Origin of the sequence: Streptomyces sp. NPDC014676, from assembly GCF_043084105.1 — a bacterium.
GTDB lineage: Bacteria > Actinomycetota > Actinomycetes > Streptomycetales > Streptomycetaceae > Streptomyces.
In genome coordinates this window covers 900587-915096 of sequence record NZ_JBIBZI010000001.1, presented here as the reverse complement: position 1 = coordinate 915096, position 14510 = coordinate 900587, and the positions used below count along the sequence as shown (strand labels likewise).

15 protein-coding genes are annotated in these 14510 nt (G+C 73.3%); 6 read left to right on the top strand and 9 right to left on the bottom strand.

Features of this window, described 5'->3' with window-relative positions; genetic code table 11:
- Positions 1–125: 125 nt before the first annotated feature.
- The 4 genes from ACF1DX_RS04255 to ACF1DX_RS04240 form a co-directional block, all read right to left on the bottom strand.
- Complete coding sequence (locus tag ACF1DX_RS04255) at positions 126–809, bottom strand: response regulator (protein ID WP_391789696.1); 684 nt, start codon at positions 807–809, stop codon at positions 126–128.
- 26 nt (positions 810–835) lie between these two features.
- Positions 836–2059 carry a sensor histidine kinase gene (locus ACF1DX_RS04250; RefSeq protein WP_391789695.1) on the bottom strand — a complete coding sequence of 408 codons (1224 nt, stop codon included), beginning with the start codon at positions 2057–2059 and terminating at the stop codon, positions 836–838.
- Between the two features lie 209 nt (positions 2060–2268).
- Positions 2269–2553 carry a hypothetical protein gene (locus ACF1DX_RS04245; RefSeq protein ID WP_391789694.1) on the bottom strand — a complete coding sequence of 95 codons (285 nt, stop codon included), beginning with the start codon at positions 2551–2553 and terminating at the stop codon, positions 2269–2271.
- Positions 2554–2837: 284 nt separating this feature from the next.
- The gene (locus ACF1DX_RS04240; RefSeq protein WP_391789693.1) at positions 2838–3620 is read right to left on the bottom strand and encodes a PspA/IM30 family protein; all 783 of its coding nucleotides are present in this window, start codon (positions 3618–3620) and stop codon (positions 2838–2840) included.
- A 260-nt stretch (positions 3621–3880) separates the two neighbouring features.
- Here ACF1DX_RS04240 and ACF1DX_RS04235 point away from each other — a divergent pair, with 260 nt between their 5' ends.
- The 3 genes from ACF1DX_RS04235 (at position 3881) to ACF1DX_RS04225 (ending at position 6213) form a co-directional block, all read left to right on the top strand.
- Positions 3881–4525 carry a DUF3043 domain-containing protein gene (locus ACF1DX_RS04235; protein WP_078913903.1) on the top strand — a complete coding sequence of 215 codons (645 nt, stop codon included), beginning with the start codon at positions 3881–3883 and terminating at the stop codon, positions 4523–4525.
- An 83-nt stretch (positions 4526–4608) separates the two neighbouring features.
- The gene (locus ACF1DX_RS04230) at positions 4609–5277 is read left to right on the top strand and encodes a class I SAM-dependent methyltransferase (RefSeq protein ID WP_391789692.1); all 669 of its coding nucleotides are present in this window, start codon (positions 4609–4611) and stop codon (positions 5275–5277) included.
- 339 nt (positions 5278–5616) lie between these two features.
- Positions 5617–6213 carry a hypothetical protein gene (locus ACF1DX_RS04225; protein ID WP_391789691.1) on the top strand — a complete coding sequence of 199 codons (597 nt, stop codon included), beginning with the start codon at positions 5617–5619 and terminating at the stop codon, positions 6211–6213.
- A 107-nt stretch (positions 6214–6320) separates the two neighbouring features.
- Here ACF1DX_RS04225 and cobT read toward each other — a convergent pair whose 3' ends face one another.
- On the bottom strand, positions 6321–7379 hold the full coding sequence (gene cobT, locus ACF1DX_RS04220) for a nicotinate-nucleotide--dimethylbenzimidazole phosphoribosyltransferase (protein ID WP_391789690.1): 1059 nt from the start codon (positions 7377–7379) through the stop codon (positions 6321–6323).
- 221 nt (positions 7380–7600) lie between these two features.
- Between cobT and ACF1DX_RS04215 the strand changes: the two genes are divergently transcribed.
- Positions 7601–8647, top strand: coding sequence for a class I SAM-dependent methyltransferase (locus tag ACF1DX_RS04215; protein ID WP_391789689.1), 1047 nt, complete (start codon positions 7601–7603; stop codon positions 8645–8647).
- Positions 8648–8681: 34 nt separating this feature from the next.
- On the opposite strand, the gene ACF1DX_RS04210 is transcribed toward ACF1DX_RS04215, so the two are convergent.
- The gene (locus ACF1DX_RS04210; RefSeq protein ID WP_391789688.1) at positions 8682–9881 is read right to left on the bottom strand and encodes a bifunctional adenosylcobinamide kinase/adenosylcobinamide-phosphate guanylyltransferase; all 1200 of its coding nucleotides are present in this window, start codon (positions 9879–9881) and stop codon (positions 8682–8684) included.
- Between the two features lie 84 nt (positions 9882–9965).
- Here ACF1DX_RS04210 and ACF1DX_RS04205 point away from each other — a divergent pair, with 84 nt between their 5' ends.
- Complete coding sequence (locus ACF1DX_RS04205; protein ID WP_030859144.1) at positions 9966–10178, top strand: hypothetical protein; 213 nt, start codon at positions 9966–9968, stop codon at positions 10176–10178.
- Positions 10179–10475: 297 nt separating this feature from the next.
- Here the strand turns inward: ACF1DX_RS04205 and ACF1DX_RS04200 are convergent, their stop codons facing one another.
- Complete coding sequence (locus tag ACF1DX_RS04200; RefSeq protein ID WP_391789687.1) at positions 10476–11237, bottom strand: hypothetical protein; 762 nt, start codon at positions 11235–11237, stop codon at positions 10476–10478.
- A 60-nt stretch (positions 11238–11297) separates the two neighbouring features.
- On the opposite strand from ACF1DX_RS04200, the gene ACF1DX_RS04195 reads away from it, so the two are divergent.
- Positions 11298–12092, top strand: coding sequence for an adenosylcobinamide-GDP ribazoletransferase (locus tag ACF1DX_RS04195; RefSeq protein ID WP_391789686.1), 795 nt, complete (start codon positions 11298–11300; stop codon positions 12090–12092).
- A 24-nt stretch (positions 12093–12116) separates the two neighbouring features.
- On the opposite strand, the gene ACF1DX_RS04190 is transcribed toward ACF1DX_RS04195, so the two are convergent.
- Together ACF1DX_RS04190 and ctaD are read right to left on the bottom strand one after the other, a co-directional pair.
- Entirely contained in the window at positions 12117–12455 is a 339-nt protein-coding gene (locus tag ACF1DX_RS04190) for a hypothetical protein (RefSeq protein ID WP_391789685.1), read from the bottom strand.
- Between the two features lie 28 nt (positions 12456–12483).
- The gene (gene ctaD / locus ACF1DX_RS04185; RefSeq protein WP_391789738.1) at positions 12484–14196 is read right to left on the bottom strand and encodes a cytochrome c oxidase subunit I; all 1713 of its coding nucleotides are present in this window, start codon (positions 14194–14196) and stop codon (positions 12484–12486) included.
- Positions 14197–14510 lie beyond the last annotated feature (314 nt).

Sequence of the window (14510 nt, the reverse complement as noted above, 5' to 3'; positions counted from 1 at the left end):
AAGCGGGCGCGCGCACAAGTGGGCGCCCGCTCTACACCCTGAGCCATCGACGGGGGCCGATCCGTAGCCCCGAGGTCCCATCCCTTATGCGGCGCATACTCCCGCCGCAGTACGTCCCGCGGAGCTCACTCCACCCTTGGGCGGACCAGCCCCGACTCGTAGGCGGTGACCACCAGCTGGGCCCGGTCGCGGGCGCCCAGCTTGGCCATGGCCCGGTTGACGTGGGTCTTCACGGTGAGCGGGCTGACCTCCAGGCGTTCGGCGATCTCGTCGTTGGAGTGCCCGCCGGCGACCTGGACCAGCACCTCGCGCTCGCGCACCGTGAGCGACTCCAGCCGCTCGGCGCGGGCCGGGTCGTGGTCGGCCCCGGACGTGCCCTCCTGGGCGAGGAAACGGGCGATCAGGCCCTTGGTGGCCACCGGGGACAGCAGGGCCTCTCCCCCGGCGGCGATCCGGATGGCGTTCAGCATCTCCTCGGGCTCGGAGCCCTTGCCGAGGAAGCCGGAGGCGCCGGCCCGCAGCGACTGCACCACGTAGTCGTCGACCTCGAAGGTCGTCAGGATGACCACCCGGACCCCGGCGAGCTCCGGGTCCGCGCTGATCATGCGGGTGGCGGCGAGTCCGTCGGTGCCGGGCATCCGGATGTCCATGAGGACGACGTCCGCGCGCCGCTCCCGGGCCAGCCGGACCGCCTCCGCGCCGTCGGACGCCTCCCCCACCACCTCCATGTCCGGCTCGGAGTCCACGAGCACCCGGAAGGCGCTGCGCAGCAGTGCCTGGTCGTCGGCGAGCAGGACACGGATCGTCATACGGGCTCCAGCGGGGTGATCGGTGGTCACGGGCCGCTGTCCTGAGCGGCGGACGTACGGGGCTTGACGGGCAGGATCGCATGGACGCGGAAACCGCCGCCGTAGCGGGGGCCGGTGGTGAGGGTGCCGCGCAGCGCGGTGACGCGTTCGCGCATGCCGAGCAGTCCGTGCCCGCCGCCGGGGGTGTGGTCCTGGTCCTCGCCGGTGCCGTCGTCGAGGACGGTGATCTCGATGTGGGGTCCGACGCGGACGACGCTGACCTCGGCCCGCGCGTCGGTGCCGGCGTGCTTCTGCACGTTGGTCAGGGCCTCCTGGATGATCCTGTACGCGGCCAGGTCGACGGCGGCGGGCAGGTCGGCACCCTCGTCGCCACGGGCCACCTCGACGCGCAGTCCGGCGCTGCGGAAGGTGCCGGCGAGTTCGTCGAGGCGGTCCAGTCCCGGCGCGGGTTCGGTGGGGGCCTCCGGGTCGCCGGACTGGCGCAGCAGGCCGACGGTGGCCCGCAGCTCGCCGAGCGCGGAGCGGCTGGCCTCACGGACGTGGGCGAGGGCCTCCTTGGCCTGGTCGGGCCGCTTGTCCATGACGTGGGCGGCGACCCCGGCCTGGACGTTGACCAGGGCGATGTGGTGGGCGACCACGTCGTGCAGATCGCGGGCGATGCGCAGGCGCTCCTCGGCGACGCGGCGGCGGGCCTCCTCCTCGCGGGTGCGCTCGGCCCTCTCGGCGCGCTCACGGATGGCCTGGACGAAGGCGCGGCGGCTGCGGACGGCGTCCCCGGCGGTGGCGCCGATGCCGGTCCAGGCGAAGATCGCCAGGTTCTCCTGGGCGTACCAGGGCAGGGGGCCGGCCGCCATCGCGGCACCGGTGAGGACGGTCATGGTGAGCAGGCCGATCCGCCAGGTGGTGGGGCGGTCGGTGGTGGAGGCGACGGTGTAGAGCGCGATCACGGCGCACATGGCGACGGGGGCGCGGGGGTCGCCGGTGACGGACTCCGCGACGGAGAGACAGCCGGCGAGGGTGAGGACGGTGCGGGGGGCGCGGCGGCGGAAGACGACCGCGGCGGCGCCGAGGGTCATGAGGACGAGGCTGAGCGGGTCGGGGGTGCGCAGGCCCCATTTGACGCCCTCGGGACCGTGGGGGTCGACGAAGGAGCCGGCGACCATGCAGAGGAGGACGCCCGCGGCGAGGGCTGCGTCCAGTGCGAAGGGGTGTGCCTGTGCTCGGCACCGGGCCCGGGTCAGGGTGCTCACGGCTGTTCACGGTAGCCGGGGGCCGGGTGGATGGTGACCGGGGTGCTCCGGCCCGGGCGGTGACCGGGGGTGCTCCGGCCCGGGTGGGGTCGCGCAGCCCGGCGTTTGCGGGGTGCCTCCCCCAGAGGGGGCACCCCCAGCCCACCCGTGCCGCCCTGCGGCACGATTGCCCGCAGTGACGGCGACGGCGCTACGGCCCGCGGTTGCGTCTACGTCGTCCCCGGGATCAGGCCGTCGTCGCTCAGGAGGTTCCGGACCTCCTCGAGCGTCGCGTCGGGGGACGGGAGGATCAGGTCGGAGGGCTCCAGGGAGTCGTCCGGCAGGGGCTCGCCGAGTTCGCGGACCTTGGCCAGCAGCGCCTGCAAGGTCGCGCGGAAGCCCGGCCCGTCGCCGTTCTCCATCTCGGCGAGCAGTTCCTCGTCCAGCTTGTCCAGCTCGGCGAGCCGGCTCCCGTCCAGCGTCACCTGCCCCTCCCCCATAATCCGTACGATCATGTCGCCCTCCTCGGCGTGAGCTACCGGACACCCGCCCAGTGTTCCACCCTTCAGGGTGGAAGTGCAGGGCATCCTGACCCGAGCGCCGCAGCGGCATGGCTACGCTCGCCGTGCCGGACGACGCAATGTGTCCGACCTACCGCCGGACGGGCGGGAAGTCAGGCCTGCGGAGGCCACGTAAGACCGATCCTCACCGGTCGGCAGAGGCCTGTGAAACAGGAACCCAAGGTGGTGCCGCGTCGCGGTACGGACCGGAATCTCCTGCCCTCGGGCAGGAGAGGGCGTCAGTGCTTGTCGAAGCGCGGGGTGTCCTGCGACCGCTGTTCAGCCTGCTGCTGGCCGCCGCCGCCCTCGATGGCCTGCTGCTGGCCGGTACCACCGGCCAGCTCGGCCTTCATGCGCTGCAGTTCCAGCTCCACATCCGTGCCACCGGAGAGCCGGTCCAGCTCGGCCTGGATGTCGTCCTTGTGCATGCCGGACTGGTCGTCGAGGGCGCCGGAGGCGAGCAGCTCGTCGATCGCGCCGGCCCGCGCCTGGAGCTGGGCGGTCTTGTCCTCGGCCCGCTGGATCGCCATGCCGACGTCGCCCATCTCCTCGGAGATGCCGGAGAAGGCCTCGCCGATCCGGGTCTGCGCCTGGGCGGCGGTGTACGTGGCCTTGATGGTCTCCTTCTTGGTGCGGAAGGCGTCCACCTTGGCCTGGAGGCGCTGGGCCGCGAGGGTGAGCTTCTCCTCCTCGCCCTGGAGCGTGGCGTGCTGGGTCTCCAGGTCCGTCACCTGCTGCTGGAGCGCGGCGCGGCGGGAGAGGGCCTCACGGGCCAGGTCCTCGCGGCCGAGCGCGAGCGCCTTGCGGCCCTGGTCCTCCAGCTTGCCCGACTGGGACTGGAGCTGGTTGAGCTGGAGCTCCAGGCGCTTGCGCGAGGTGGCCACGTCGGCGACGCCGCGGCGGACCTTCTGGAGCAGCTCCAGCTGCTTCTGGTACGAGTAATCGAGGGTCTCGCGCGGGTCCTCGGCCCTGTCGAGGGCCTTGTTCGCCTTCGCGCGGAAGATCATCCCCATACGCTTCATGACACCGCTCATGGGCTTCGCGCGCCCCCTTCTGACCGACTCCGACTCCAGCACCTGCGACAGAACCCACAGTACGGGCCCCACATCCATTACCGCACTGTTCGAGGACGGATGCGCTCATCCCCAAGGACGACTGAGTACCCTCCCGATCCGGCGTAGGGAGTAGGTGCTCCCCGGGGCCCGCCGGCCGGACCACCCGGAGACCCCCGCAACGTCCGCTCTGTCCTTTTGAGACGTCCGGTGTTGCCGGATCGTTCCCCATGGGGCTGGGGTCCAACCCCGGGCACCCCGTACCCTTGGGTTTTGTGTTCCGTAGCCGCGCCAAGGAAGAGAAGGCATCGGTCGCCGACAAGGCGACGGTGACCGACTCCAAGCAGACCCGTCACCCGGAGGCCCCGAAGGGCCGCCCCACGCCCAAGCGGAGCGTGGCCCAGTCGCAGCGTCGCAGCGTCGCCAACACGACGATGACGCGCAAGGAGGCCGCCAAGCGGCAGCGTGAGGAGCGCCGTGCCGCGATGGAGCGTCAGCGCCAGGCGCTGGCCAGCGGCGACGAGCGCTATCTGCCCGCCCGCGACAAGGGGCCGGTGCGCCGGTTCGCGCGTGACTTCGTGGACTCGCGGTTCAACATCGCGGAGTACTTCCTGCCGATGGCCGTGATCATCCTGGTGCTGAGCATGATCCAGGTGCCGCAGCTGCAGAACGCCGCGCTGCTGCTGTGGCTCGTGGTGATCGTGATGATCGTCCTCGACTCGGTCGTGACCGGGTTCCGGCTGAAGAAGCGGCTGGCGGAGCGCTTCCCCGACGACCGCCGGCGCGGCGCGGTGGCCTACGCGCTGATGCGCACGCTCCAGATGCGCCGACTGCGGCTGCCCAAGCCCCAGGTCAAGCGTGGGGAGCGGCCCTGAGCGCCACGCCGTTCACGGATGACGCGGTCCCGGGCCCGCCGAGCGAGCTCGGCGGGCTGCGCGATGTCGTCCGGGAGGAGCTGGTGGCCCGCCAGCTGGAGGAGCAGATAGTCGGGCGCTTCCCGGTCGGGCGGCGCCTGCGGGTGCTCGACGTGGGCATGGGCCGGGGGACGCAGGCGCTGCGGCTGGCCCGGGCCGGTCACCAGGTGACCGGCGTCGAGCAGGACGCGACGATGATCGCCGCCGCGCGGGAGGCGTTCGCCGGGGAGCCGGAGGGCATCCGGGAGCGCATGCGGATCATCGAGGGTCACGCCGGGGACACCGGTGTGCATTTCCTGCCGGGGAGCTTCGACGTCGTGCTGTGTCATGGCGTGCTCATGGACGCCGAGGAGCCGGACGCGCTGTTGGCGGGGATGGCACGGATGCTCGCGCCCGGGGGCCTGCTGTCCCTGCTGGTGCGCAACGGGGACGCGCCGGCGATGCGGCCCGGCCTGTCCGGCGACTGGGCCGGGGCGCTGGCGGGTTTCTGCACGACGGCGTACGGGCTGAAGAGGCTGACGTCGACGCTCGCCGGGATCGGGGCGCCGCTGCACACCTGGTACGGCGTACGGGTCTTCACGGACACGGCGCCGGACGACGCGGCGGTCCCGGACGACCTGGACGACCTGCTCACCCTCGAGGACCGGGCCGGCCGCACGGACCCGTACCGCGGGGTGGCGGCACTGCTGCACCTGTGCGGGGTCCGGGGCTGAGACCTCGGCCCCGGACGGCTGAGGAGCCTGGGGGACGCGGGCAGGGGCCTGCCCCTTTTTTTCCGCCCCCGCCGCTCCTTCCCTCTCCCCCCTCTCGGCCTCCCCCATGAGCGGGGCCCCATGAGCGGGAGGTACCCCCATCGTCCCCGGGGGCTGCGCCCCGGACCCTCTTCGCGCCCACGCGGCAAAGCCGCATGTCGGCACAGCCCCCCGTCCCTTTCAGGGGTCGACGCGGTCCTCAGCGGACGAGCCGGACCGGCCGCGAGTGGACACCGGCCGTGCCCGTGTCGTCAGTGGCGGCCCATAAGGTGCGTCCGACATCTCGGAAAGGGAACCACCGTGGGATTCTCGGGGCACCTGGTCTTCGCTCGCAGCAGCCGTCCTCTGCTGGAAGCTCCCGTGTTCGACGACCTCGGCGAAGAGCTCAAGGCCACCGTGGACACCTGGGAGTCACGGCCGGGTGGCTGGCGGACGCTCCGGTTCGATTCCGGGACATGGGACGACGCGGACCTGCCCGCCCTGGTCGAGTGGAGCGGCGCACCGGCCTGTGTCGCCGACGTCTCCGACAGTTCCCTCGCCCTCGTGACCGGGCTGGACACCACCGGACGGCGTTGGCAGGCATGGCTCAACCCGGACATCGCCGCCGGGCTCCTGGTCGAGGAGCCCGAGGACATCGACGATCAGCTCCTGTGGCTGGACACGCCGGAGTTCCACGACGCCGTCAGGGACAAGCGCGCGGAACTCGACGCGGAGATACCCACCGACGCCGGGGGCGCCGTCGCCTGGGCCGCGGCCGCCGGTGTCCCGGTCCCGCCGCGGACAGCCAGGATCGAAGAGCTGCTCCGCTCCCACGAGACCTTCGTGGAAGACCTCTTCGGCACGCTGCTCGACGAACTGGGTCTCCCCCGGGCCGCCCAGCCCTCACCCGAACCCTAGGCGACGACGCCTCACAAGCGCGGGGCCGTGCCGGCGGCGTGCGGCCACCCGCGCGTCCGGGGCCGAAGAGGCGGCGGGAGCGAGGAGGAGTGCGGGTCCCCGCCCCGTCACTCCGGCTTCGCCGGAGTCTCCGGAAGTTCCGCCGCCAGGGCCGCCGCCGCCTGGACCAGGGGCAGTGCCAGCAGACCGCCCACGCCCTCCCCGACCGTGACCCCGTGCGACAGCACGGGGTCCAGCGCCATCCGGTCCAGCGCCTTCGCCTGTCCCGGCTCGCCGCTGTCGTGCGCCGCGAGCCACCAGTCCGGCGCCCGGAACGCCACCCGCTGCGCCACCAGCGCACACGCCGCCGTCACCACGCCGTCCAGCACGACCGGCAGCTTCCGCACCGCCGCCTGCAGCAGGAACCCCGTCATCGCGGTCAGGTCGGCCCCGCCGACCGTCCCCAGCAACCGCAGCTGATCGCCCAGCACCGGCCGCGCCCGCCGCAGCGCGTCCCGGATCGCCGCGCACTTGCGCATCCACGCCAGGTCGTCGATCGCCAGTCCGCCGCGCCCGGTCACCACCGACGCGTCCGTCCCGCACAGCGCGGCCACCAGCACGCCCGCCACCGTGGTCCCGCCCACGCTCACATCGCCGAGCACCACCAGATCCGTGCCGGAGTCGGCCTCCTCGTCGGCCACGGCCATCCCCGCGCGGAAGGCCGCCTCCGTCTCCTGGGGAGTCAGCGCGTCCTCGATGTCGACGCGCCCGCTGCCCCTCCGCACCCGGTGGCGTACGACGTCCTCGGGCAGTGATTCCGGGTCGCAGTCCAGGGACATGTCGACCACCCGTACCGGCACGTCCTGCCGCCGGGCGAGCACGGACACCGGACGGCCGCCCTCCAGCACCTCCCGCACCAGTTCCACGGCGCTGCCCGCGGCCCGCGCGGAGACACCCAGTTCGGCGATCCCGTGATCGCCGGCGAACAGCACGACCCGCGGCCGTTCGATCGGCCGCACCGGCACCGCGGACTGCGCCGCCGCCAGCCACTCGCCCAGGTCGTCCAGGCGGCCCAGCGATCCGGGCGGCACGATCTGGCGCTCCCGGCGCGCCTCCGCGTCACGGCGCACCCCGCCGTCCGGACGCTCGATCAGATCGGTGAAGTCGTCGAGATTAAGCGAGCTCATTCGCCGAACAGTACCGGCCCCCGCCGAACCCGACGGCCCACCGGTCGGCCTCCCGTACGGGGCCTCACCCCCACCACGCCACCCCGGCGCCGTTCCACCCCGTGACGCCCTCCCATCCGTAACGTTTTGCCATGGATCGCCGGACATCCGTCCGTGCGTCCCACCCGTCCCCGTACGTCGCGCCGCCCGGGTGCCGTACGCCCTCACGCCGGGAGCCGCCCATGTCCGCAACCGACCCAGCCGGCGCGATCCCCGCCGCCTCCCGCGGCTCCGCCCGGGTGCACGAGCCGCGCCGCGCGGACTGCCCCTGGTGCGGTTCCGCACGGCTGCGCAACCGGCTGAGAACGGGCGATCTGCGCCGGCACCGGCCGGGCCTGTTCACCGTCGACGAGTGCCGGGACTGCGGCCACACCTTCCAGAACCCCCGCCTCACCGCCGAGGGCCTCGCCTTCTACCGGCGGACCGTGCGCGGCGCCCCCCGCGACCCCGCCACCGAACGCGTCCTCGCCCTGCACGCCGTCCGGCACCGCCACCGGGGCGCGGCCCGCGCGATGCTCCCCTTCGGCGAACCGGAGAGCTGGCTCGACGTCGGCACCGGACTCGCCCGCTTCCCGCTGACCGCGCGGGAGTTCTTCCCGTACACCGCCTTCGACGGCACCGACCTCACCGCGCGCGTCGAGCGGGCCCGTGCGCTCGGCCGCGTCGAGGAGGCCCACATCGGGCCGCTGACCGATCCGCGGGTCCTGGCCCGGCTGGCCGGCCGCTACGACGTCGTCAGCCTGCTGCACCACCTGGAGCACACCACCGACCCCCGCGCGGAGCTCCACGCCGCCCTCGACGCCCTGCGCCCCGGCGGCCATCTGCTCATCGAGACCCTGGACCCGCGCTGCGCCTTCGCCGCCCTGTTCGGCCGCTGGTGGCTGCCCTACGACCAGCCCCGCCGGCCGCACCTGCTGCCCCAGCGCAACCTCCGCGCGGAGCTCGAGGGGCGCGGCTGCGCCATCGTCACCGCCGGGCACCGCGCCGCGCACGTACCGCACGACCTGGCCGGCCTGACCGCCCTCGTCCTCTCCCACGCGCTGCCCGCCCCGGACACCCCCTGGCGCGCCGTCCCGCCGACCCCGTTCCAGCAGCGCCTGCGCGCGGTGCTGCTCCGCGCGGGCACCCCGCTGGTGGTCGCGGCGGCGGTGACGGACCTGGCCCTCGCACCCGTGGTGCGGCACACCCCGTTCGCCAACGCCTACCGGATCATCGCGCGGAAGCCGTAACCGAAGCCGTAGCCGTAGCACCGTGCCCGGGGGCTCATCCCCGCAGGACGACCGCCTGCCCCGCCACCACCAGCAGCACCTGCTCGCACTCCCGCGCGAACGCCGTGTTCAGCCGCCCGAGTTCGTCCCGGTACCGGCGGCCGGACGCGGTCGCGGGCACGATGCCCGAGCCGACCTCGTTGGACACGGCGACCACCGTCCGCCGTGTCCCGCGCACCGCGTCCGTCAGCTCACGCGTCCGGTCCCGCAGCACCCGTTCCCCGCCGTCCGCCCACTCCGCGTCGTCCCACGCCCCCACGGCGTCCATCGCGTCCGTCAGCCACAGCGACAGACAGTCGACCAGCAGCGGCGGCCCGTCGTCCTTCAGCAGCGGCACCAGGTCGCACGTCTCGACGGTCCGCCACGACCCCGGCCGCCGCTCCTGGTGCGCCGACACCCGCGCCGCCCACTCCGTGTCCCCGTTGCGTGACCCGCCGGTCGCCACGTACAGCACCTCCGGGAACGACTCCAGCCGCCGCTCGGCCTCCACCGACTTGCCCGAGCGCGCCCCGCCCAGCACCAGCGTCCGGCGCGGCACGCCGGGCGCGTCCTCGCAGGCGCCCACCTCCAGCGTGGCCCCGTCCGGTACGGTGCGCGCCCCGGCCGCCGCGAGCCGGCGCCGTGACTCCGCGCCCGGCGGCACGTCGTGGTCCAGGTGGACGGCGACGACGTCCGTGGCCGGGCCCACCGCCCCCGCCTCCCGCAGCCTCGCCAGCGCGTCCGGCCGCCCCACGACGTCCAGCAGCACCATGGCGTACGGCTCGGCCGGCCCCTCGAGACCGGCCGGCGCCCCGCCCGGCGGCAGGTACAGCAGCCGCTGCCCGTCCGGTCCGGTCACCGCGTACCCGGTGCCGGGCGCGTCCAGCGCCACCGCCCGCACCCGATGCCCCGTCAGCAGTGCCAACTCCCGCCCGTCCGGCACCCGTCCCGGCTGCGGCAGCCCGGCCGGCACCTCGAGAGCGGGGCCGTCGTGCGGGTGCGACAGCAGCACCTGGCGTACGCCGCCCAGCGAGCGCCCCGCGCGGGCGGCCGCGAACGCGGTGCCCGGCGTGAGGTCGAGCAGCAGCGTCCCGTCCACGAGCAGCGAGGTGGCCGCCCGCGCGTCCGCGCCGAGCGCGGACGCGCACGCGGCGCAGGGACAGTCGGGGCGGGGCAGCCCCGCCGGGGCACCGGTGCCGAGCAGAGTCAGTTCCACGCCCCGATTCTCGCCTGCCCCCACGGTGACTGCCCGTCCGACTAGTCTTTGGGTCCGGTGTGATCACACTCTTGGGAGGCGTACATGGCGGCATGGACGTGGCGGTTCGAGAAGGCCGACGGGACGCAGGTCGAGCCCGCGGTGCCGCCGGAGGAGTTCCCCACGCAGGGGGACGCCGAGTCCTGGATCGGGGAGCACTGGAAGGCTCTGCTCGAGGGTGGTGCGGACCAGGTGCGGCTGCTGGAGGACACCACGGAGATCTACGGCCCGATGAGCCTCCACGCGGAAGAGGCATGAGCTCGGGGGGCTGAGCGGAAGGGTTTCCCCGCCCCCGCCGCCCCTTCCCGTCCCGTCCTTCAAGGGGCGCCGCCCCTTCGACCCCGCACGCGCGGGTGGGTGGGTGGGTGGGTGGTTCCTCGCGCAGTTCCCCGCGCCCCTCAGGGGCGCGGGGCTGTGCCGGTATGCGGCTCCGCCGCGTGGGCCCGAAGGGGGGCCCGGGGCACGGCCGGCCCTCAGGGACGAGGGGGGTGTCTCCCGCCCGGGCGAGGCCGGAAGTGGGGGAGGGAAGGGGCGCCGGGGCGAAAGGACTTCGGGTCAGCCCCGTTCCAGGGGCCGCGGTGTGGAGTCCGGTGTGCCGCCGAGCCAGTTCTCGACGGCACGGCGGGGGCCGGACCAGCGGCGGTCGTGGCGGTAGGCACGCAGGATCGCGCGGGCACGGGCACGCGGCCGGCGCCGGTAGAAGCGCCGGGCCCACAGCGATCCCGGCCGGGCCAGCCGCAGCGACCCGATCACGGCGACGACCGGGATGATCACGCCGAAGACGGCGACACGCGCCTTGCCCTTGCTCAGGGCGATCAGCGCGAACAGGAAGTTCGCGCCGATGCTCGCCGCTGCACCCGCGCGGTTCTGCAGCTCCTCCTGGGACAGGTCGTTGACACCGAACGGCACGAATCCGGCGAGCAGCAGCCCGACCAGCGCGGCGGTGAGGACGACCATCTCCACGCTCTTGCGCCCCGCCTCGGTCCAGTACACGTCGTCGAGGTGCAGGATGAGCGCGAACTCGTCCAGGACCAGCCCCGCGCCGATCCCGAACAGCACCGCGGCGAAGGCGGAGCCCAGCCCTTCCCCGCCGCTCGCCACCGCGCCGAAGCCGCCGACGACCGTGAGGATGACGCCGGGCACCACATGGTGAATGTGCACCGAGCCCGCCGTGACGTTGCCGAAGGGGCCCTTCCCGGCCCGGATCAGACGGGTGATGATCCGGGTGATCACGAAGGTGAGGACGAAGGCGGCGAGCGCGAGGAGCAGCGGAAGCTTGCCCGGCTCGATGATGTTCCGATCCAGCCAATGTCCCATATGGGCACTTTATCCACAGCGGCCGCGGGCGCCCCGGTGACCGCCGGGTAATCTGCGCCGGTGCCCGCACCCCCCTCCCCCGCATCCGTCGCCGACGGCCTCCGCTTCGCCTTCGGCACCCTCACCGCGCTCCCGGTCCGGGTCACCCGCTGGGACCGGCCGGCCGCGCGCGCCGGCATGCTGTGCGCCCCGGCGGCCGGGCTGGCGGTCGGCGCCCTGGCCGCCGCCACAGGGCTCCTGCTGCTGCTCCTCGGCGCGGGCGCACCGCTCGCCGCCGTCGCCACCGTCGCCGTACCGGCCGCCCTGACCCGCGGTCTGCACCTCGACGGGCTCGCCGACACCGCGGACGGGCTCGGCAGCGCCAAGCCCGCCGGGGACGCGCTGCGGATCATGAAGCAGTCGGACATCGGCCCGTTCGGGGTGCTCACGCTCGTCCTCGTGCTGCTGGCCCAGGTGGCCGCACTGGCGCAGGCGTACGGCCACGGCGGGGCGCGGGGCGCGTTCGCCGCCGTCGTGTCGGCGGTCGTGGCGCGGCTGGCGCTCACCCTGGCCGCCCGCGCCGGTGTGCCGCCCGCCCGCCCGGAGGGGCTGGGCGCGGCGGTCGCGGGGGTGGTGCCGGTGGCGGGCGCGGTGGGCGTCGCGCTCGCGGTCGCCGGGCTCGCCGCGGCCGGGGGCGCGCCCCTGGGGGCGTACGACGTCCTGCGCGCCGTACTCGCCGTGGTCCTGGCCGTCGCCGTCGCCGAACTGCTGCTGCGGCACTGTGTCCGCCGTTTCGGCGGGGTCACGGGTGATGTGTTCGGCGGCCTCGCGGAGACGGCGGCGACGACCGCGCTCGTCGTCATGTCACTGGGCTGAGACCGCCGCGGGACCGGGCCGTCGTCACCGGACGAGGAACGCGGCGACCGCCGTGGCCACGCCGCCCGCCCCCGCCACGACCGCCAGGGCCACGCAGCGCGCCCTCAGCCGCCGGTAGCGGGCCTCGTACTCGGTGCGCAGCTCGGCCGCCCGGTCGCGGATCCGCACCAGTGCGGCCCGGGAGGCGGCGATCCGGTCGGCCCGGTACACGCGTTCCACCTCTTCGCGCTGCGCGGTCGTCAGCCACGGCAGTTCCCCGGCGAACCGGTGGGCCTGCCGCCGGGCCTCCTCGACCTCGGCGGCCCACAGGAGGTGGCCTTCGAGCCGGTTCCAGCCGAGGGCGCTGTCCTGACGGGGGTTCACACGCTCCTCCACGTTCCGGGCCGTGACCTCATCGCTGCTTGTCACCGGGGGCCACGGTCACGGAGGCCCCGGGACGGTTCTCGCTGTCGTCCAGCGCGGCGATGTCCGGGTGGTGCAGGTCGAACGCCGGGGACTCGCTGCGGACCCTCGGCAGGGTGAGGAAGTTGTGCCGCGGGGGCGGGCAGGAGGTCGCCCACTCCAGCGAACGGCCGTAGCCCCACGGGTCGTCGACGCCGACCGGCTTGCCGTACTTGGCCGTCCTCCAGACGTTGTAGAGGAACGGCAGCATCGACAGGCCCAGCAGGAACGAGGCGATCGTCGAGACCGTGTTCAGGGCGGTGAAGCCGTCGGCCGCGAGATAGTCGGCGTAGCGGCGCGGCATGCCCTCGGCACCCAGCCAGTGCTGGATGAGGAAGGTGCCGTGGAAACCGAAGAACAGCGTCCAGAAGGTGATCTTGCCGAGCCGTTCGTCGAGCAGCTTGCCGGTGAACTTCGGCCACCAGAAGTGGAAGCCGGCGAACATCGCGAACACCACGGTGCCGAAGACCACGTAGTGGAAATGCGCGACGACGAAGTACGAGTCCGTGACGTGGAAGTCCAGCGGCGGCGAGGCCAGCAGGACGCCGGTCAGACCGCCGAAGAGGAAGGTGAGGAGGAAGCCCAGCGCCCACAGCATCGGCGTCTCGAAGGAGAGACTGCCCTTCCACATGGTGCCGATCCAGTTGAAGAACTTCACCCCGGTGGGCACCGCGATCAGGAACGTCATGAAGGAGAAGAACGGCAGCAGCACCGCACCGGTGGGGAACATGTGGTGCGCCCACACCGTCGCCGACAGGCCCGCGATCGCGATGGTCGCGCCGACCAGACCCATGTAGCCGAAGATCGGCGTGCGGGAGAAGACCGGGATGACCTCGGTGATGATGCCGAAGAACGGCAGCGCGATGATGTACACCTCGGGGTGGCCGAAGAACCAGAACAGGTGCTGCCACAGGATCGGCCCGCCGTTGGCCGCGTCGAAGATGTGCGCGCCGAACTTGCGGTCCGCCTCCAGGGCGAACAGCGCCGCCGCGAGGACCGGGAAGGCGAGCAGGACCAGCACACCGGTCAGCAGCACGTTCCAGGTGAAGATCGGCATGCGGAACATCGTCATGCCCGGAGCGCGCATGCAGATGATCGTGGTGATGAAGTTGACCGAGCCGAGGATGGTGCCGAAGCCGGAGAACGCCAGACCCATGATCCACAGGTCGGCGCCGGTGTTCGGCGAATAGGACTCGGTCGACAGCGGGGTATAGGCGAACCAGCCGAAGTCGGCCGCCCCGTTGGGGGTGAGGAAGCCGGCGACCGCGATCAGCGAGCCGAGCAGGTACAGCCAGTAGGCGAACATGTTCAGCCGCGGGAAGGCGACGTCCGGCGCACCGATCTGCAGCGGCATGATCCAGTTGGCGAAGCCGGCGAACAGCGGCGTCGCGAACATCAGCAGCATGATCGCGCCGTGCATCGTGAACGACTGGTTGTACTGCTCGCTCGACACGACCTGCAGGCCCGGCCGGGCCAGCTCGGCGCGCATCACCAGCGCCAGGACCCCGCCCAGCAGGAAGAAACCGAACGACGTCGTCAGATACAGCGTGCCGATCGTCTTGTGGTCCGTCGTCGTCAGCCACTTGACGACCACGTAGCCACGCCTCTGGCGCCGTACCGGCAGCTCGTCCTCGTACGTCTCCTCGTCGAGTGAGCCCACCATGCTCTTGTCCGCCACTGTCCACATCCTCCTACGGGCTCGGGGGAGCCTTCCTGAGGCAGCATGCCGGGACGACGGCCGACCGCATCCGAAGCCGGGCGCCGTGGCGCGCTTTCCCACCCGGCATTCGGGTGACGTCGAACTTCCGTGCCGGTGACCGCCGCGCCCGTCGTCATGTCACCGGGCTGGAACGATCTCCCCGTACCCCTGGGGACCCGCCGTCCGCGCCGCCGGCCCGAGCCGCCGAACAGACGGAACGACGGGGGACGTCGCCGTGTACGCCGTGGCCTGCGTGCTGCCGATCGAGGGACGGTGCA